The sequence below is a fragment of the Corynebacterium tuberculostearicum genome, assembly GCF_032821615.1.
Classification (GTDB): domain Bacteria; phylum Actinomycetota; class Actinomycetes; order Mycobacteriales; family Mycobacteriaceae; genus Corynebacterium; species Corynebacterium tuberculostearicum_H.
This window is the reverse complement of sequence record NZ_JAVBIF010000009.1, coordinates 1-17,719: the sequence shown is the minus strand read 5'-3', so window position 1 is coordinate 17,719 and position 17,719 is coordinate 1. Positions and strand designations below refer to the sequence as shown.

Sequence of the window (17,719 nt, the reverse complement as noted above, 5' to 3'; positions counted from 1 at the left end):
TTTTCAGGTGGAAACGTCTACGCAGGCCCCAACCTTAACTAACGATAGCCTGTGGATTACATAACTAGATTCTACCCCAGCGTGTTGGGCAAAGTCCCCGACTAAAGCTCCTCCCCCGCAAAACCGGCTAAACTTCTCAAGAATCCGCACGGTCCACCCAAACGTGAAGACTCCTTCTGCAGTTCAACTAATGCTTTCGAGACGTCATCTAGTTTTGTGTGAAACTGAACACATTGCCCCTTTAAGGGGGTAAGCCTGCTCGATTTTACACCCGTTACATAGAATGCAAGCTTCACGCAGGAGAGTAGCTTCCCAGAGAGCACCTTCCAACGACGACGAAACGAACCATATATGCTGCCAATACCACCAGGTAGAACATCCCCTTTGATGACCCATAAAAGGAAGCGTCACCAAGAGCGCTCAAGGTACCCTGAACTCATTTAGATTCTCAGCCTTCAACAGCCCACGTACCAAAGAGTTAATAGCGTTAAGATTCCTGACAAGAGCTCTCTACGTACTCTGAGCCTCGTCGACAGCACGAAGAAGCGCCGCATAGGCACCGCCGCACGCAAGCAGCTCGGCGTGGGTGCCGCGCTCGACCACGCGGCCAGCGTCGAGGACGATGATCTGGTCGGCATCGCGGATAGTGGACAGGCGGTGGGCGATGACCAAGCGGGTAGCATCCGCGCCAAGCACTGCCTCCTGGATGGCGCGCTCCGTCTCGTTGTCGAGGGCGGAGGTGGCCTCATCCAAGATGAGCACCCGTGGTTGGCGCAGCAACGTGCGGGCAAGCGAAAGGCGCTGCTGCTCACCGCCGGAGAAGCGGTAGCCGCGCGAGCCCACCACTGTGTCCAGACCTTCCGGCAGCGCGGCGATGACCTCGTCCACGCGCGCGGCGTTAAGCGCCGCCCACATCTGTTCCTCACTCGCATTCGGCTGCGCGAAGAGGAGGTTCTCCCGCACCGTGCCGTGAATCAGGTAGGTCTCCTGGGAGACCACGCCAATGACCTCCGCGCGCTGCTCAGGTGGAATATCGCGCAGGTCGACCCCGCCCAGGTGCACGGTGCCTTCGGTCGGATCGGCAAGGCGCGCAAAAAGTGCGGCCACCGTGGACTTGCCGGACCCGGTATGCCCCACTAGCGCGGTGGTGGTGTGGGCGGGGATGGAAAGGGAGACGTCGGAAAGCGCGTCGGTGTCGGTGCCGGGGTAGCGGTAGGAGACGTGCTGGAGGGTGAGGGAGGCGTCGGCAAGCTGGGCGGGCTGGGTGGCCTCGGTGAGTTCGGGCTCCAGGTCCAGGTACTCGAAGATGCGGCTAAACAGCGCCATCGACGCCACCCACTGCGCGCCCACGTTGAGCAGGCCGGTAATGGGACGGAAGATCTGGGTCTGCAGGGTGGAAAAGGCGATGAGCGTGCCAATCGTAATGCCCGGGCGCAAGCCGGCCGCCAGGTAAATCAGGGCCGGCATCACGCCGAAGATGATTTGCGTCAGCGCCATGCGCCAGCGCCCGGCCAACTGCGATTCCAGCTCCAAACGGATGAGGGAGCGGGAGGTTTTCTCAAAGCCGTCATAGACGCGCTCCTGCGCACCCAGCGTGGCCGCCAGGCGCATGCCGGACACGGACAGGTTCTCCGAAATGGTCTGCTGCAATGTTGCCTGCGCGCGGCTGTTTTTCTCCATGAGGCTGCGGCGCAGAACGGCGGCGCGGCGGGTCAGCCACACTGCAGGCGGCAGTACCACCAGGGACAAAAGCGAGAGGGTAGGCGAAAGCGCCACCATCGCCACCAACGTAGCCACAGTCATGGTGAGGTTGCTGGCCACGGATGTCGCGGTTGTGGTCACCATGCCGCGCATCGCCGCGATGTCATTGGTCAGGCGCGACTGAATCTCACCGCCGCGGTTATTGGTAAAGAACTGCAGCGACTGGCGCTGCAGGTTGGCAAAGACCTGCGTGCGCAGCTCGTGCATGATGGTGTGCCCCACCCGCGCCGACAGAAAGGACTGGATAACGCCGATGGCCTGGGAGACCACGGTGATGGCCAGCATGCCGCCGACGAGCCACAGCAGCAGCGCGGTGTCGTGTTCAGGAATGGCCTCATCCACGGTGCGGCGCACCAGGAAAGGCTGCACCACCGTCAGCCCGGAGGTGGCGATGATGAGTGCCACCACCAGCAACAGCGTGCCGCGGTGCGGGCGAAACAGGCCGGCGACGCGGCGGAAGGCAACCGGGTGCTGGGCCAGCTGATCGATGTCCGCCGGGTCCTTCACCGCGGTGTGCATCGGCCGGGTCATGGCTTAACCGCAGGTAACGATGGGCTGCGGGTCGTAGACCGTGGTGGTGGTCTCCCGGGAGATCTCCTTGCCGGAGAGGTCCTTGATCACGCGGGTATCCGAGGTGGTGAAGCCCGGCGCGCCAGACGACGGCGAGCAATCCTCGCTCACCGACTTGCGCTGCGGCTCCGTCTTGGCCCAGCGGCCGTTGTTCACAGACTCAACGTCGACGGTCTTAGTGCCCTTCAGGCGCACGGTGATCTTGCCGCCACCAAAGTCGGTCTCAATGCGGACTGGGGTATTGAAGGTATTGGTGAACTGCAGGTCGATGGCGCCCTCGTACACGGTGGCCTCGCGGCCGGCTGGGTAGCGGGAAATGTAGTACGAGTGCGGGGTGTGGGCGGTGTCTTCCATGCCCGCAAAGTAGGCAGCGTTGTACAAGGTGGTGGCGAACTGGGAGATGCCGCCGCCCACGGCGGAGCCGGAGTGGCCATCGATAATGATGCCGGACTCAACGTAGCCCTGTGCCGTGCCGCGAGGGCCCGTGTGGCCGTTGAGGGAGAAGGTCTCGCCTGGGTTGACCACGGCGCCGTTGACCTGTTGGGCTACCAGCTCGATATTCTTGCCGGAGGCAGCGGAGTAGCCCTCAGTGGTGAACTCGCCCACGGTGTCGTTGAAGGTCGCCTTCTTGGCATCGTCGGTGGTGAACTCTGCTGGGTCCGGCTTGTAGGTAGCATCCCACTCGCGGTCGTCGCCGGTCACGCGCTTGTCAAAGTCCTTCATGGTCGGCTCCCAGTCGATGATCTCGCCGTCTTCGGACGGGGTGATCTGCTTGTCGTTGCCGTTGAAGGAAATCTTGGCATTTACGCCGGGGACATCGGCGCCCTCGGAGCGCTCGGCCAGCAGCTCCTGCGCGCGGTTGGTATCCACGGCAAGCTTGAGCTTGCCGTCCTTCTTTTCAATGCTGGTGAACTGGGAGATTTCCGGCTTATTCAAGGTAGCGCTGACATTATTCTTGGCCTTCAGGGTAATGGGATTATCCAGCGCCTTGGCGGCATCGCCGGTGCGCATGGCCTCGATGGCTTCATCATTGATGGCTGGTTCTACCTCTTGTGGGTCCACGTCTACGCCCTCGGAATCGAGCCAATTATCCGTAACCGCATTGTGCAGGGCGCCGGCATCCACGGTTTGGCCAAGCTTGGGGTCGGTGACCTTGAGCTCACCATTGTTGAGCTCCAGCATGCCATCGACTGGATCGGTAGAGAGATCTTTCTTCACGCGGTCCAGGGCCGGTTGCAGCTGGGCCTCATCCACGTTGGTCTCCACCGGAATATCCCGGGTGGAGCGGAAGAAGCTATACAGGCGGGTAAAAGGATTAAGGGAAGGCTCCTCAATATTGTCCACGGCGCGCTGGTTATCCAGGGCGAGGCCCGACTCGGAGGGAACGAAATCGGTGTGCAGGTCGCCGGAGGTAACGCTCACGGGCTCGGTTTCTACGCCCGCAAGCTCGTCTTCGAGCTTCTCCACGGCGGCGGTGCGATCCATGGCGGAGATATCCACGCCGTTGACGGAAACGGCGCGCGGAATCTTGTCCTGGTTTGCTGCGACATCCCAGGCATAAGCAATGCCCGCGATTAGGACAAGGCCGACCAATACGCCGAGCGCGATGAGCCAGCCTTTAGCACCGTTTTTTCCTTCTGCCTTTTTCACGCCTTAAAGGTTAACGGTTTTAGTGGCATTTTTCCTAGTCCTGTGCGGGCTCGGGTGCAGCGCCGGCCGGGGGAGCGCTGACATGGCGGGCGGCGTCCGCAAGTCGTTCGAGTGGCAGGCGGCCTTGGTCGACGGCGCCAACAACGGCGTCGATCACCGCATTAATGTCACTTTCGGTGGACCACAGGGGCATGTCGGCACCGGCATTGAGGGAGGCCACGACGGCGTCGGCAAGCGGGAGCGAATCCGCAATCGCCTTCATGCCGCCGATATCATCGGTATAGATGGGCCCGTCGTACTGCAGGGTCTCGCGGGCTAGGCCATAGGCTTCCGGCAGGATGGAAGCAGGCGTCTGACCATCACCCAGGCCGGGCACGGCGAGGTGGCCCATCATGAGCGCGGCATTGGGCGCTTGGGGAAGAGCGGTTTTAAAAGGAATGAACTCGTGGCCTTCTAGTTCTTCTAGCGGCGGGGTAACGGCCTCGGCCAGGTGGGTATCGCCAGAAGCGCGGCCGTGGCCCGGGAAATGCTTGAACACGGCCTTGACCCCAGCGGAATCCAGCCCGCGTGCAAAGGCCGCGCCATACTGACCCGCTTGGGCTGGGTCGGTGGAAAAGGATCGATCGCCCACCACTTCTAGGCCATTGCCATCGACGTCGAGCACCGGCGCAAAGTCCACGTTGATGCCATGTGCCTTGAGAGTAGTACCAATCTCGTGCGCGAGCTGTTCCACCTCTTGCGGGGAACGCTCGGCCGCCATCTGTTGCGGCGCGGGATACTCGCCCAGGATCTCCGAGAAACGTTGCACGCGCCCGCCCTCAAAATCGATGGAGACCTCAAAGTCGCGGCCCACCTCCTGGCGCAGGGCATTAATATCGCGGCCCTCTTCCTGCAGCAGGTTTGGATCCGCCCAGCTAGGGATAAAGATTCCGCCCACACCGGCCTCCAGCTTGGCCTTAGCGTCGTCGTAGTTGGTGACCGGCGGCATCAGCACCGAGGCAGCCATGGCGCGGATGTCCTGCTGCGGGGCCTCTTCCTGCGAGGTCTCTTCGTGCGCTTCATGCGTTGCGGCAGGTGAGCTCGACGCAGCCGGAGTGGTGGAGTCCTGGCTCTCATTGTCCTCCTGGGTGGAAGTAGAGCAGGCGCCTAGGGCCGTCACGAGGGCGAGGCTGGCAAGGATGCGCGGAGTTTTCATGCCTTCTAGTGTGCAATATTCCTCGCGTTCTGTCGCAAGCGGTGGGTAGACTAGTGACATGAGTAACGGCGAGACAATGCTAATTGCCTACGATGGCACCGAACGAGCCGGCCGCGCCCTCGAGTACGCGGCCCAGCTGCTGCGGCCCACCACGGTAGAAATCCTCACCGCCTGGGAGCCGGTAGCGCGGCAAACCGCCCGCGCCGTCAGCCGCACCGGAATGCACCAGTCCACCGTCTCCCCGGACAGCGTCGAGGAGGATCCGGCCTATGAAGAGGCGCTCAAGATTTGCCGCCAGGGCATCGAGCTGGCCGAAAGCCTGGGCCTAGCCGGCCGCGCCCACTTGGTGGAATCCGCCACCACTATTTCCTCCGCCATCATTGATGCAGCACACGAGCTGGACGTGGATGTCATCGTGACCGGCACCCGCGCCCTGACCGGTTTCCGCGCCTGGTGGACTAACTCCACCGCCGATCAGATTGTGCGCAATGCCGGCCTTCCCGTCTTTATCGTGCCGCAGGAAAACGAGGATGACGCGGACGATGATGAGGCAGAATACTTCTAAATAGCTGCTAGTATCTTTAGCCATGGCTCTGGAAACCGATTCTTTGAACAAGCGCACCCTTGGCCCTGCCATCGGTAGCGCTGTTGTGGGCATCGCGCTCGGCGTCATCACCATCATCGGCATCGCACAGTTCTCCGGCACCGATACCGTGCCGGAAGGCAATGCGGTTTCTGCTTCCGATGCGGTTTTGGGCGGCCCTGAGTACGGATCCCGCAACTAGGTGTGCGTACCCTCCGCGGGCGGCTTGCCCGCCCCTACCCGCTGGGGATCTTTGCCCTAGCACTTATCCTCCTCGTGCAGCCATGGGGATTGACGGCCGCCGATACCAAACATGATCTGGCGGCCGAGCCGCTGCATTTTCTCCGCGGGGCGCTAAGCGCCTATACGGACACCTTTACCCTGGGACAGCTGCAAAATCAGGCCTATGGCTATCTCTTTCCCCAGGGACCTTTCTTCGTTTTAACCCAGCCCCTGCCCGATTGGGTGGCCCAGCGCCTATGGTGGCTGCTGGTCTTAAGCGTCGGCTTCATCGGCTTCCATAAGCTCGCCTGCAAGGTAGGCCTGCGCGGAAGGTGGGTCTGGGTAGCGGCGATGCTCTACGCGCTCTCGCCGCGCACTCTTTCTACTCTGACCGCCATTTCTTCTGAGACCTGGCCGGTCATGCTCGCTCCCTGGGTTATCCTGCCCTTCCTCAACGCCAAGCTCACCTGGCGCGATGCCGCCGCGGCCACCATCCCCGTAGCGCTGATGGGTGCGGTCAATGCCACCGCGACCATCGCGGCGTGTATCCCGGCCGCAGTAATCCTGCTCTACCGCCGCGCCTTCAGACCCGGCGCGGCCTGGCTCTTAGGGTGCCTGGCGGTATCGGCCTGGTGGATCGGCCCGCTCGTCGTGCTTGGGCGTTATGCCCCGCCGTTTACGGAATTCATCGAATCCGCCCGCGTGACCACGCGCTGGCTCAACCTGCCCGAGATCCTGCGCGGCACCACGAGCTGGACGCCGTTTGTTGATACCGAACGCGTGGCCGGCTATGAGCTAGCCACCGAGTCCTTCTTTGTGCTGGTCACCATGGGCATCGCGGCCGTGGGTATCTACGGTCTTAGCAAGCTGCCGCGCGTGTGGTCCGTCATGCTGGTGGTGGGCATCGCGGTGCTGGGCTGCCAGGTGGCGTGGTACCTCGATGCGCTCGATGGACCGCTGGCCGCGCTGCGCAACCTGCATAAATTCGATCCGCTGGTGCACATACCACTGCTGTTAGGCGTGGCGCGCGCCTGCGCCCATCTTCCACTACCGAGGAGTTTGCGCCCCACCAAGAGGCAGACGGTGGGTGCACTGACGCTGCTCTTGTGCATCGCGGTGGTCTCCCCGGCATGGTCGCAGCGCTTGTTGCCGCTGGGGGCCTATGAAGAGGTGCCCTCCTACTGGCACGAGGCCACGGACTTTATCAATACCCATGCCGCCGATACCCGCACGCTTATCTACCCGGAGGCGTCCTTTGCCCGGCAGACCTGGGGATGGACGCGCGACGAGCCGGCCCAGCCGCTGCTCGATGTCCCCTGGGCCGTGCGCGATGCCATTCCGCTCGTGCCGCCAGAAGCCATCCGCGGGCTCGACGGCGTCATGGCCGCACTCAAGGAGGACCCAGCCACGGGCGTTCGCTCCCTGCAGCGCCTGGGCATCGGCGCGGTCATGGTGCGCCATGATCTCTTCACCGGCGAGGACGAGGCCCTGGCCAGCAAGTTTGGCGGCGAGGTCCATCGCTTCGGCGACGTCGATGTCATCCTGCTCAACCACGCCGGCATGTCCTTAGGGCCGACAGAGCCAGTGCGCGTGGCCGGCGGCGGGGAAGCCTTGGCGCTTCTCGACGCCCACTCCACCCCCACCACCCGACAGCTCGTCGATCGCGACGCCGATATCGTCACCGATACCCCGACGCTCACAGACCGCAACTACGGCACCCTCGATGGCCCCATCTCCGCACCCCTGGCCGCGGACGACCCCAGCCACGTGAATAACCGCCTGCGCGACTATCCCTCCACTGGGCCGCTTACCCAGGTAGAAACCCACGGTGGTTCCGTGGCGGTTTCCTCCTCGGCCGCCGATGCCACGGCCTTCGGTGGCGCCCAGCCGAAGAAGTCCGCCACGGCCGCGGTGGATGGGGAAAACTCCACCGCCTGGTGGCCCGCGCCGGGCGATGATGCCGGGTGGATTGAACTGCGCGGCAAATTCACCCAGCCGCGTCTCAAGCTCATGGCCACCAGCGCTACCACGGTGACCGTGCGCTCTGGCAGCGCCGCGGTGGACGTGGATCTCAAGCCTTTCCGCTCGCAGGAGGTCCGCGTTCCCGGCGGCGATACCGAGTCCATCCGCGTGGAGCTATCCCACCGCACCGGGATCGCGGAACTGGGGGTGGAAGGCCAGCCGGTCGAGCGCGTGGTGACCGTCCCGGATACCTCGCCTGACGTGCACCAATTCTTCTTCCAGCGCATGCTGCAGGATACCGGCGTGCTCATCCGCGATTTCACGGCGCCGCGCCCCATGCGCGTGACGGTGGATTCCACCAAGCCCGTGCTTATCGACGCCCACCGCTACTCCCCCGGCGATTCCCTCACCCTCAGCCCTGGCACGCACCGCGTGCGCACCACGGGGCCGTGGGTGAGCCTGCGCGAGAAGGACTGGCAACCAGCAGGCTCTTCCGAGCCCACCGGGTACTCGATTGCAGCCGCTGATGAGGATCGTCTCTTGGTCACCGGTCGCGCCTTCAATACGGGCCTGCGCGGCTACCTAGGCGATCAAGAGCTCACCCCGCGCGAGATCGATGCGGCCACCCAAGCTTTTGTCATTCCGGCCGGCCGCTCCGGTGACTTCCGCATGATCTTTAGCGCCCAACCGGTTTACCGCGCCACCCTCCTCTTCGGCGGCGCCTTGGGCTTGCTCACCCTCGGCCTGTGCATCCTGGCGGCCACGCGGCGCCCGTCCCAGCCCACGTGGCGCGCGCCGCGCGGCGGTGCCGCCTCGGCCGTAGTCGCTCTCGGCGCGCTGGCCCTGACCGGCTGGCCGGCCGCGGTCGCGGCCGTTGCCGCTTGGTTGGTGCTGCGCTGGACCACCATCCCGCGCGCCTACCTCGCTCCTGGTGTCGTAGCGGCGGCCGGGGCGATCCTCGCCCGCGCGCCGTGGACATCGGGCTCCTATGCGGGCGATTCGCTCCTGCTTAGCTGCTTGTGTGCCGCGGGCGTGGCCTGTCTTTTCGCCTCCGACCGAGGAGAAAATCCCGGCCGGGACGCTCGATGAGTGTATAGCTCGCGGCCGAGACCACCACGGTGGCCACCACCGTTACGGCCAGAATCACCCAAAAGTCCAGGGGCTTCCCGCTAAACAGCGGCACCCCGGTAAGCGGAAACGCCAGTCCCAGAATGGCCACATGCCATAAGAAGATGGAATAGGACCACGCGCCCAGTGCCTGCATGAGCGGGCTGGTCAGCCAAGACTTATCCCGTGGGGCGAGCGCTACCGGTACCACCACGACTGCGGCGAAGGCCGCTCCCGCAATGATCCGGCGGGAAAATTCGCCCGGTTCTGGATGCACCAGTCCCTGCGGCCCAAACCACTCGCGGCTGGAAATCCACAGCACCACCGCTGCCACGAGCCACCATGCCCAGCGCGGCCGCAGCGCGCGTTGCACGCGCCGGCTAACACCGGCCTCTTCGCATTCCGCGGCCAGCATTCCCACGGCAAACCACGAAGCATACGCCGGCGGCCAAATCTGCGAATTGACCTGATCCTTGGAGTAATCGGCCACAAAGGGAACAAAACCCCAGGCCCAGCTAATCACGGCGCCCAGCGCGATGGCCGCTACCCGCCAGCGCCGCGGCAGCGTACCGAGGAGCCACACCAACAAAGGCAAGGCAAGGTAGAAGAAGAACTCCACGCATAGCGACCACAGGTGGGTAAGCCCCGGTGCTAGCCCGTCCACCACATAGATCTGGGTAGAGGTGAGGTTGCTCAGCAGTTGGGTGAGGGTGAGCGAGTGGGCGTCGGGAAGCAGGAGCATCACGGCCACCACGCAGGCATAATAGGCTGGCAATAGGCGGGCCACGCGCGAGCGCGCATAGCCGGATAAGGTGTGCAAGCCGCGGCGGCGCCACAGCAAGAAGGCACTGAGCGCAAAGAAGACGGCGACGAAATAGTCGAAGCGCCCGGCAAACCCCCACCCGGTTCCGGTCTGAAAAGACACGTGGGTGACAATGATTCCAAGGGAGGCGACCGCGCGTAGACCGTCCAGCTCCGGCAGATGCTGGGGTACGCTTTTCACAGATGCCTGCGGCTGCACGCTTGCTCCTAACCCCGGATCGACCTGAAACTGATTGGACATACTACTGCAATGAAACGCTACCTTTGGCCACGCTCGCCACTGGCGTGGGTTGTCATTGCCGCAGTCATTTTCTTGGTGCTGGGTACCGTGGTGCCGCCGCTGTATAACAATCAGACCCGGCCGCTGGCCTTCGACCAAAACATCAACACCGTCACCGCGCCGTCGGCAGGCGTGTGGATGGAAGCGCCTGAATTCATCGCCGGGGCCAAAGCCTCCGGCGATAGCAAGGACCCGCAGTGCCAGGAAAAGCAGGCCCCCATGTGGTGCTACCTGCACCACGACCTGCTCACTATCGAGCGCAATACCACCACCTCTGAGGTGGCAGAAGATGATGCGCTCGCTAACTCCGATTCGCTCTCTCGCCTGCTCGCCGGCGATACTCCCCTTGCCCAAATCACGGAGCATTCCGTGTTGAACCGCGAGTCCACCTACCCGGTTGCCGCGCCAAAGGATAAATGGAGATTTGTCCTACCGGCGCTGGATACCGGCATGGCCCGCACCGACTTCGAGCGCGATGGAATCAACTACTTCTTTCCCTCCGGTACCGAGCAGCGCTCCTATCCGTTTTTCGATCTAGCGACGCAATCCTCCACGGCGGTGGACTTCACCACGACGGAAAAGCTCGACGGAATCCCAACCTATTCTTTCCACCACGATATCCAGCCCATTTCCTTGGCTGATATGCGCAAAAACATTACCGCCGAGGTCGATACTGGCACCGGCGATAGGCAGCTAGCGGCCGAGGATTTCCGTATCTCCGGATCGGCGAAGCGGTTCTACGACGCCGAGTCGCGCGAGCTCCTCGGCCTAGATGCCACTGACCGGGTCACGGTAGAGCCCTTCTACACCATCGGCCGCGATATCTCCGTCGAGCCCACCACCGGCACCATGGTGGACCTGCGGGAGAACATCAAGATCTTCTTCGCGGCAGATGAAAAACAGGCCGGCACCATGGTGGCGAATGGCGATACGGAGGACCGTTCCATCTTTGCCGCCGATCTGCGCTGGTCCGATGAGACCCGCGCGGAGCGCCTTGATGAGGTGCGCCCAGTCATTCGCACCATTCGCGCCTTGATGGTGGTCGGCTGGGCCGGCAAGGCCATCGGCGTTGGTCTATTGCTCTGTGCCGCCTATATGTACATGCGTCGACACCGTGAAGGCTAGGCGTCTTTTACTCCTTATCTGGGGCGCCCTCCTTGTGGCCGCGGTGTGCTGGCCCTTTGCCTTGCCCGGCGAGTTCTTGTGGCGCGATATGGCGTTGCTTGACCATCCGGCGCTTTCCCCTTCTGCCTTTGGTGGCGGCAGTTTACCCGCCCGCAACGCACCGCAAGACGGTTTCCTTGCTCTCGTGGGCGGCGCGTGGGCGGCACGGGTGCTGATTTTTGCCGCTGCCGCGTCCTCCGCGCTCACCGCGGCGCGCTGGGCACGCTCTACGGTCGCCGCGGTGAGCGCGATGGCGGTGGCGGTGGCCAATCCCTTCGTCATCGAGCGTCTCCTGCAGGGCCAGTGGTCGCTTGCGGTGGCTGCGTGGCTGCTGCCGGTCATCGCGTGGGCAGGAAAGCAGCGCAGCTGGGTGGCGTGGCTGGCTATGTGGGGAGCTTCACTCACCCCTACGGGTGGTCTCTTTGCCGTGGTGACCGCGGCGGTGACCTGCCGCAAGCGGGTAGCGCTCGGCGGCGTGGTCTTGTGTTTGCCGTGGGCCATTCCGGGCCTGTTCAATCCCGCCGCGCCCGGCGATAGCGCAGCGGCGGTGGCCGCGTTTGCCCCGCGAGCGGAAGAACACGTCGGCACTGCGGGCGCACTGCTGCGCCTGGGCGGCATCTGGAATGCCGAGGCAGCCATCGGGTTCGCCGTTTGCGGTGTCATCGTGGCGATCATCGCCTTGCTCGGGGCGTGGCGGGTTCCCGCGCGGTTGAGCGTCCTCGCAGCGATTGGGCTCGGCGGGGCGATATTCTTCTGGCTGGTTCCCGGTGCTCTGGTGTGGTCCATCGATCACGTACCGGGGGCGGCGCTGCTGCGTGATAGCGGGAAACTGACCATGTTGGCGTTGCCGCTCTATGTGGCCTCGCTGGGGGCGCTGCCGAATCTGCCGGCGGCACTGGCCACCGTGGCGGCGACCGTGCAGCTGCTGCCCGTTCCAGGACGCCTCGCGGTGCTCGCGCCGCGGGATACGGGGATAGATGAGCAGTTGGTGCGCGCGATTGCCGGCCGCGTGGCCTTCTTCCCGGAGCGCGCCAACCTCGTGGAGGTACCCAGCGGCGTGGCCGTCGACCCCTATTCCAAGGCGGTGGCCATGGTGGAATCGGGGGAATTGAGCGTAGACGGCACCGTGGTGGACCAAGCCTCGCCGCAATACCGGGCGGCGCTGCGCGCGTGGGAAGAGCACGATATGAACCGGCTGGCCGAGATCGGCGTCGGTGTGGTCGTGGTGGACGGTGCCATAGCCGCGGAAACGAACGCGCCCCGGCCGCAGGTTCCGTGGGCGCTTACCGCTTTGTGGATGGCGTGTCCGCTACTAGCCCTTGCAGCAATTCCGCGAACTGCTCGCCGGTCTTCTTCCACGAGAAGCTAGCGGCAAAATCCCGCGCGTTGGAGCCAAGGGTGCGGCGAAGTGGGGCGTCGGCAAGCAGCTGCTTGGTGGCCGCCACGAAGTCTTCTTCGCGCTCTACCAGGATGCCGGTCTTGCCGTTGATAACGCTGTCACGCAGGCCAAATGTATAACCTACGGCGGGCACCCCATGTTGGGCTGCCTCCATTACTGCCAAGCCCCAACCCTCTTTACGCGAGGGCATGAGCAAGGCATCGGCACGGGCCAGCAAAGCGTGCTTATAGTCCTCGGTCACCTGGCCGCGGAAGCGCACGCGATCGCTTACCCCATGCTCCTCGGCATAGGCACGCAGGTTAGCCTCCCACCAACCGGAGCCGATGACGTCCAAGACCGCGCCCGGGGTCTGCGCCACCGTATCCATGGCATGCTCGATCTGCTTATGCGGCACTAGGCGCGAGAGCGTGACCAGGTGCACCTCGGCCTCTCGTTCCAGGGAAGGAACGTGGTCCGGAACCGGGTCCAGGCCATTGGCGATGATGTGCGCGCCCTTAATGCCCAGCGCCTCTAAATCCTGGCGGGAGGCCTCAGACACGGTGACATAGGGAGCGCCGCGATACACGCGCGGAGCTACCCGGGACTCAAGGAACCAACCGAGCCGGCCCAAGAGGGGACCCGCCACCGGCCACTGTTCACGGTGGCAATGGTGAGTAAGCAGCACCGTCGGTGCCCCGGACACCAGCCGAGCGAAGAAGGGGATGCCATTTTGTGTATCAATCACCGCATCCACGCCGCGCAGATCTCCCAGCCCCAGGCGGCCGGCCAGCATCGCCGCCCAAGCACGCGGATACACGCCGAATTTGGCGCCGCCGCGGCTATAGCGCACGCCGTCGCGCACCTCGCGGTGAGCGGCATTCATGTGCTTGGAGGTGCGAAAGACCACCTCGTGGCCCTGAGACGCCAGGTACTCGCCCACTCGCTCCAAGTAGCGCTCCGAGCCACCGCCTTGCGGGTGGGTGGAATCGCGCCAGCATAGTAAAAGAATCTTCATCGTGAGGTATTAGCCTAGTGGGTTATGAGACATACCCGTGAGATGGCCACGCTGCGCCGCTCCTTTCAGCTGCTGCGTTCCTTCCGCTTCGAGCAGACGCGCCCGGAGATTTTCTACGGCGGGCTCGCGGAAGATACGGCCGCGCTGGTGGAGAACCTCGGCCGCGACCTAGGCGTGCCGCTTTCTGGGGCACGGGTGCTCGATGTCGGCGGTGGCCCGGGCTATTTTGCGGACGCTTTTGCCCGGCGCGGCGCCCGCTATGTGGGATTGGAGCCGGACGCCGGCGAAATGTCTGCGGCCGGCATCCACTTGAGCAATTCCGTGCGCGGCGATGGCACCAACCTGCCCTTTGCCGATAATTCCTTTGACGTGGTCTATTCCTCCAACGTGGCCGAGCACATCCCCAACCCCTGGGATATGGGCGAGGAGATGCTGCGCGTAACCCGCCCCGGTGGCCTCACCATCCTAAGCTACACGGTATGGCTCGGGCCCTTTGGCGGCCATGAGACCGGCCTGTGGGAACACTACATTGGCGGTGAGTTTGCCCGCGACCGCTATACCCGCCGCCACGGACATCCACCCAAGAACGTCTTTGGCACCTCGCTTTTCGACGTCCCCTGCTCCGCCGGCCTTGCCTGGGCACAGCGCACCGGCGCGCTCCAACTCGCCTTCCCCCGCTATCATCCCAGCTGGGCTTGGTGGCTCACCCGTGTGCCAGGGGTGCGGGAATTCGCGGTTTCTAACTTGACATTGGTATTGCAACCTAAAAGTTTCAATGGCAATACGCGCTGAGCTCGAATACCTCGCTACATTGATCCCGGACTCGATCATCGTGGGTAACCACGATGACAGCAGCACCAGCAGCGGCTTGCTCCTGCAGTAGGGACAGCACGCGGTCACTGTTCTTACTGTCGAGAGCCGCAGTTGGCTCATCCGCCAAGATGAGGCTCGGGGTGCGTACCAAGATACGGGCAAAAGAAGCTCGCTGCTGTTCGCCACCGCTTAAGGAAAATGCTTTCTCCTTCTCTCGCCCAGCTAAGCCCACCTGCTCCAGCGCACCGGAAATAATTTCTGACTTCTTAGCCTGCGGCGTCTTAGGAGGCAATGCTACAGCTAAATTATCGGCAACCGAATCGGTATCAACCAGAGCAAAATCCTGAAATAGATAGCCAATATCGTTGCGACGCACTTTTCGCGCCTGCCTTTCTTTCATACGCGTAGCATCGTGACCGAGCACTTCCATGCTTCCGCCGGTGAGCGAGTCCAGAAGACCTAAGCAATTTAATAGCGTGGTTTTTCCGCAGCCCGAAGGCCCAGTTAAGGCGACTACTTGCCCTGGCGCGATATCTATATCCACGCCGGACCACAAGGTGCGTTTAGCAATGGAGTAGCGACCTTCCCGAATCTTTATTACGGCCTCATTCATTCTTCTATCTCTTTCCTGCCCGATATGAGATGTGCACCATTGTCATTACTGAAACGACAGCCACAAGAATCGAAAGCCCAACCCCGTAGGCCATTGCTTCTGGCGTTACTTTCAGCTGAGCGACGACGGCGGGCATACTATTCATACGTTCTAGCTCTCGTGCTTGGCCGCCTTTAAACCATAGATAAGCGATGGTGACACAACAGATTGCGGCGTCAGCAAGCCATAAATATCGATACGCCCGAGCCATGGGGATTCCCATGAACCGGTAGACGCGAAGCCGCTGTGCAAACAACTTTCGATACAAAAAGCCCGCAATGACCGCCATGGTTAGCGCAATCAAAGCCGCAGCAATGACACCGAGGACCAACGCAACGGTATCGGCACGCAGCGATGCGTTTCCCTTGGCCCAAAGATGTGCAGCCGAGTTGGTCTTCAAAACGAAGTTGCTAAGGTCCGGATCATCGCGAAGCTCAGGCGGAACCCCACCCAGAAAGCCAGTGCCATTCTGAGTCATGCCGGCAACAATGGTTCTATCTGACGGCAACTGGTCATCCGGATAGATGGTCATCACCGGCCCCGCAGTTTTTATCTGTTCTCCCCAACCAGTTTCATCTATCTGCCAAGTAGCTACGTCAAAGTCATCACTATCGAGGATCTCCACTGGGCATTCGTGCTCGCTGCAATAGAAGTCCTTCGGGACCGAATCTGCAATGCCTTCCAGTCCTCGCGGAATATACCTCGTGGGTTCGTGCGGCGGATTATTCTGCAATTCCTCGCGCAGTGGGCCTTCCACCGAACGCATCGCTGCCGTGTAATTGAAACTGAGCATATCCCGGCCGACTCCACCGAACTCTGCCGGTGAGTCCTCAGAAAACTGTACATATTGAAACTGACCAACCGCAGATTTAGCCCGCGCAAGCTCGGATAACTTGTGTGTTGAATCTACGATGCCTTCGCTATCACGCGCCCCTGAAAGTTCCAGGAGCTGCAGATCATCGGCTTGCTTCCAGAAGTTACCAACGCCATTTTGCACCTCCACTTCATGCAGGTGGTTTAGTGCTGGGGCTATGAGTCCTACAGCTGCAATGCAGGGCACGAGTTTCAACAAAACGACAATTGCCACGGTACTGCGCTGCGGCAGCTTCCCTTTGAGCCGATCCCTCAGCGCTAGCTTTTTACACGCCCATGTAGTCAGGAGGAATGCCACCACCATGACAGCGAGAAGCGGGAACAGAAATACTGCCGAGTAACGCATAATCCCTAGCATCACTCGTGGTGAAACTAATATTGCGCATAGCACCAATGCCACCGCCCCGATGGCCAGTGCACTAAGAAATGCACTTGCATAAGAACGCCGAAACTCACGTGCAAATATGACGCTAGGCGATAGTCCCATGAGCTGCCACACGGCATAATCCCTCGTTCGTGCGATCGCGCCGGCCACGACGACAGCAAAGCACGTGGCCAGAATCAAAAAATAAATTCCGGCTAGCGCGGTATCCGTAAAAAGGAACGACCACTCTAGGCTTTCAAGTTCCTGGTGCTGCGCGCTGTAAGCATCCAGAATCCCATACACTGTATTTTTGAAATCCTCGCCTCCGGACAGTTGGAGAAGCTGACGCGGATCCTCATCCGGTAATTCCGACAGATCGTGTACGCGAACTGGACTGCCCGGCGCAATCGTGTCGTACCAACTGCTGCCAAAGTCCCCTGCGGCGTAGACGTCGGTATGGTCCGGTTGCTCGAGCTCCACTGCAATGCGCTCACCCTTCGATTGCGCAGCCTCATCGAGTGCAGCAAGAATTTCAGAGCCCTGGCCATCATTCGATCCGACGTTAATGAAAGAGCCGGTTTCAAATATTCCCTCCGACTGCGTCATCGCAAACGCCCAATACCCCAAGAACAATGCGGATAGTACGCAAAATGCGGCGAGAATTCGTTGAGAAAGGCTAACGCCTTCTTTCATGAAATACTTCCTTAACTAAAGCAAGGGTCGCCCATGACGGCGACCCTTGTGACGCTTACCTTCTATTAACACAAGCGGTAATAAGCGCCATCCGCCCCGAGCCAACGAGATGATGCCTGCGCACGGGCCCACGTATTCGCTGGCTGGCAGCCAGAGTCAACGTACTTGTGGCCATTCACGGAACTACCGTGATTAACACTGGGATGGTGGTAGTTCGACCACACTCGTCCTCCACCCTTACCGTGTTCCCACATACCCCCATCGACAAGTTCTCCTGCCAAAACAGTTCCCCCAAGTGCACCAGCACCTAGTACAAAAGCAGCGGCTGCGGAAGCCAGACTTTTTTCCGCATCTATTTCTCTCCTTTTCCGAAATGAAATACCCGTTTTCCGGGCCGATAAAATAATTTCATAATTATTAATAGTTGTCATCGTTAACGATAAAGAGTTTCATTTTTATTAACTAAGATTAACTTATTGTTTACTTTTTATATCTGGCGGATTCTAGTGGTCGTGGAAACACTTCCTATGTTTCGGTTGAGTTTATCAGTGCTGCCATTTTCTCGGCTGGTGTTTGAAAGCCCAGGGTTTTGCGGGGGCGGCGGTTGAGTTGCAT

The 17,719-nt window shown here is 61.6% G+C and carries 14 protein-coding genes; 6 read left to right on the top strand and 8 right to left on the bottom strand.

Annotated features, from left to right (window positions below):
- Positions 1 to 510: 510 nt before the first annotated feature.
- Genes RAE09_RS07885 through RAE09_RS07875 form a run of 3 tightly spaced genes read right to left on the bottom strand, consistent with a single transcriptional unit; the run spans position 511 to position 5,176 of the window.
- Complete coding sequence (locus RAE09_RS07885) at positions 511 to 2,292, bottom strand: ABC transporter ATP-binding protein (RefSeq protein WP_005325452.1); 1,782 nt, start codon at positions 2,290 to 2,292, stop codon at positions 511 to 513.
- Positions 2,293 to 2,295: 3 nt separating this feature from the next.
- The gene (locus RAE09_RS07880) at positions 2,296 to 3,981 is read right to left on the bottom strand and encodes a VanW family protein (protein ID WP_179387074.1); all 1,686 of its coding nucleotides are present in this window, start codon (positions 3,979 to 3,981) and stop codon (positions 2,296 to 2,298) included.
- 34 nt (positions 3,982 to 4,015) lie between these two features.
- Entirely contained in the window at positions 4,016 to 5,176 is a 1,161-nt protein-coding gene (locus tag RAE09_RS07875) for a glycoside hydrolase family 3 N-terminal domain-containing protein (RefSeq protein WP_316981405.1), read from the bottom strand.
- A 58-nt stretch (positions 5,177 to 5,234) separates the two neighbouring features.
- Between RAE09_RS07875 and RAE09_RS07870 the strand changes: the two genes are divergently transcribed.
- From RAE09_RS07870 to RAE09_RS07860, 3 genes are read left to right on the top strand one after another with little or no spacing between them, the layout of a single operon-like run.
- Positions 5,235 to 5,741 (top strand): universal stress protein, encoded by a 507-nt coding sequence (locus RAE09_RS07870; RefSeq protein ID WP_250410461.1) that lies wholly within the window; start codon positions 5,235 to 5,237, stop codon positions 5,739 to 5,741.
- A gap of 22 nt (positions 5,742 to 5,763) precedes the next feature.
- On the top strand, positions 5,764 to 5,961 hold the full coding sequence (locus RAE09_RS07865) for a DUF2613 domain-containing protein (RefSeq protein WP_005325448.1): 198 nt from the start codon (positions 5,764 to 5,766) through the stop codon (positions 5,959 to 5,961).
- A 2-nt stretch (positions 5,962 to 5,963) separates the two neighbouring features.
- Positions 5,964 to 9,032, top strand: coding sequence for an alpha-(1->3)-arabinofuranosyltransferase domain-containing protein (locus RAE09_RS07860; RefSeq protein WP_316981404.1), 3,069 nt, complete (start codon positions 5,964 to 5,966; stop codon positions 9,030 to 9,032).
- On the opposite strand, the gene RAE09_RS07855 is transcribed toward RAE09_RS07860, so the two are convergent.
- Positions 8,953 to 10,113, bottom strand: coding sequence for an acyltransferase family protein (locus RAE09_RS07855; RefSeq protein ID WP_316981403.1), 1,161 nt, complete (start codon positions 10,111 to 10,113; stop codon positions 8,953 to 8,955). The two genes, RAE09_RS07860 and RAE09_RS07855, sit on opposite strands and share 80 nt — an antisense overlap.
- 9 nt (positions 10,114 to 10,122) lie before the next feature.
- On the opposite strand from RAE09_RS07855, the gene RAE09_RS07850 reads away from it, so the two are divergent.
- Positions 10,123 to 11,277 carry a DUF3068 domain-containing protein gene (locus RAE09_RS07850; RefSeq protein ID WP_316981402.1) on the top strand — a complete coding sequence of 385 codons (1,155 nt, stop codon included), beginning with the start codon at positions 10,123 to 10,125 and terminating at the stop codon, positions 11,275 to 11,277.
- Positions 11,267 to 12,685: a hypothetical protein gene (locus RAE09_RS07845; RefSeq protein ID WP_316981401.1), complete on the top strand. Its 1,419-nt coding sequence runs from the start codon at positions 11,267 to 11,269 to the stop codon at positions 12,683 to 12,685. The genes RAE09_RS07850 and RAE09_RS07845 overlap by 11 nt, the downstream gene beginning before the upstream one ends.
- On the opposite strand, the gene RAE09_RS07840 is transcribed toward RAE09_RS07845, so the two are convergent.
- Positions 12,600 to 13,709, bottom strand: coding sequence for a glycosyltransferase family 4 protein (locus RAE09_RS07840; protein ID WP_316981400.1), 1,110 nt, complete (start codon positions 13,707 to 13,709; stop codon positions 12,600 to 12,602). The two genes, RAE09_RS07845 and RAE09_RS07840, sit on opposite strands and share 86 nt — an antisense overlap.
- A 24-nt stretch (positions 13,710 to 13,733) precedes the next feature.
- Between RAE09_RS07840 and RAE09_RS07835 the strand changes: the two genes are divergently transcribed.
- Entirely contained in the window at positions 13,734 to 14,501 is a 768-nt protein-coding gene (locus RAE09_RS07835; protein WP_316981399.1) for a class I SAM-dependent methyltransferase, read from the top strand.
- On the opposite strand, the gene RAE09_RS07830 is transcribed toward RAE09_RS07835, so the two are convergent.
- The 3 genes from RAE09_RS07830 to RAE09_RS07820 form a co-directional block, all read right to left on the bottom strand.
- Positions 14,482 to 15,135, bottom strand: coding sequence for an ABC transporter ATP-binding protein (locus RAE09_RS07830; RefSeq protein ID WP_005325435.1), 654 nt, complete (start codon positions 15,133 to 15,135; stop codon positions 14,482 to 14,484). The two genes, RAE09_RS07835 and RAE09_RS07830, sit on opposite strands and share 20 nt — an antisense overlap.
- Before the next feature lie 4 nt (positions 15,136 to 15,139).
- Entirely contained in the window at positions 15,140 to 17,104 is a 1,965-nt protein-coding gene (locus RAE09_RS07825; RefSeq protein ID WP_316981398.1) for a hypothetical protein, read from the bottom strand.
- 65 nt (positions 17,105 to 17,169) lie between these two features.
- The gene (locus tag RAE09_RS07820) at positions 17,170 to 17,535 is read right to left on the bottom strand and encodes a lactococcin 972 family bacteriocin (protein WP_316981397.1); all 366 of its coding nucleotides are present in this window, start codon (positions 17,533 to 17,535) and stop codon (positions 17,170 to 17,172) included.
- Between the last annotated feature and the right edge of the window lie 184 nt (positions 17,536 to 17,719).

Bases quoted from the DNA above. Each gene is read 5' to 3' on its own strand.
- RAE09_RS07885 (WP_005325452.1), bottom strand. From the start codon at position 2,292: ATGACCCGGCCGATGCACACCGCGGTGAAGGACCCGGCGGACATCGAT.
- RAE09_RS07875 (WP_316981405.1), bottom strand. From the start codon at position 5,176: ATGAAAACTCCGCGCATCCTTGCCAGCCTCGCCCTCGTGACGGCCCTA.
- RAE09_RS07870 (WP_250410461.1), top strand. From the start codon at position 5,235: ATGAGTAACGGCGAGACAATGCTAATTGCCTACGATGGCACCGAACGA.
- RAE09_RS07865 (WP_005325448.1), top strand. From the start codon at position 5,764: ATGGCTCTGGAAACCGATTCTTTGAACAAGCGCACCCTTGGCCCTGCC.
- RAE09_RS07855 (WP_316981403.1), bottom strand. From the start codon at position 10,113: ATGTCCAATCAGTTTCAGGTCGATCCGGGGTTAGGAGCAAGCGTGCAG.
- RAE09_RS07850 (WP_316981402.1), top strand. From the start codon at position 10,123: ATGAAACGCTACCTTTGGCCACGCTCGCCACTGGCGTGGGTTGTCATT.
- RAE09_RS07840 (WP_316981400.1), bottom strand. From the start codon at position 13,709: ATGAAGATTCTTTTACTATGCTGGCGCGATTCCACCCACCCGCAAGGC.
- RAE09_RS07835 (WP_316981399.1), top strand. From the start codon at position 13,734: ATGAGACATACCCGTGAGATGGCCACGCTGCGCCGCTCCTTTCAGCTG.
- RAE09_RS07830 (WP_005325435.1), bottom strand. From the start codon at position 15,135: ATGAATGAGGCCGTAATAAAGATTCGGGAAGGTCGCTACTCCATTGCT.
- RAE09_RS07825 (WP_316981398.1), bottom strand. From the start codon at position 17,104: ATGAAAGAAGGCGTTAGCCTTTCTCAACGAATTCTCGCCGCATTTTGC.
- RAE09_RS07820 (WP_316981397.1), bottom strand. From the start codon at position 17,535: ATGACAACTATTAATAATTATGAAATTATTTTATCGGCCCGGAAAACG.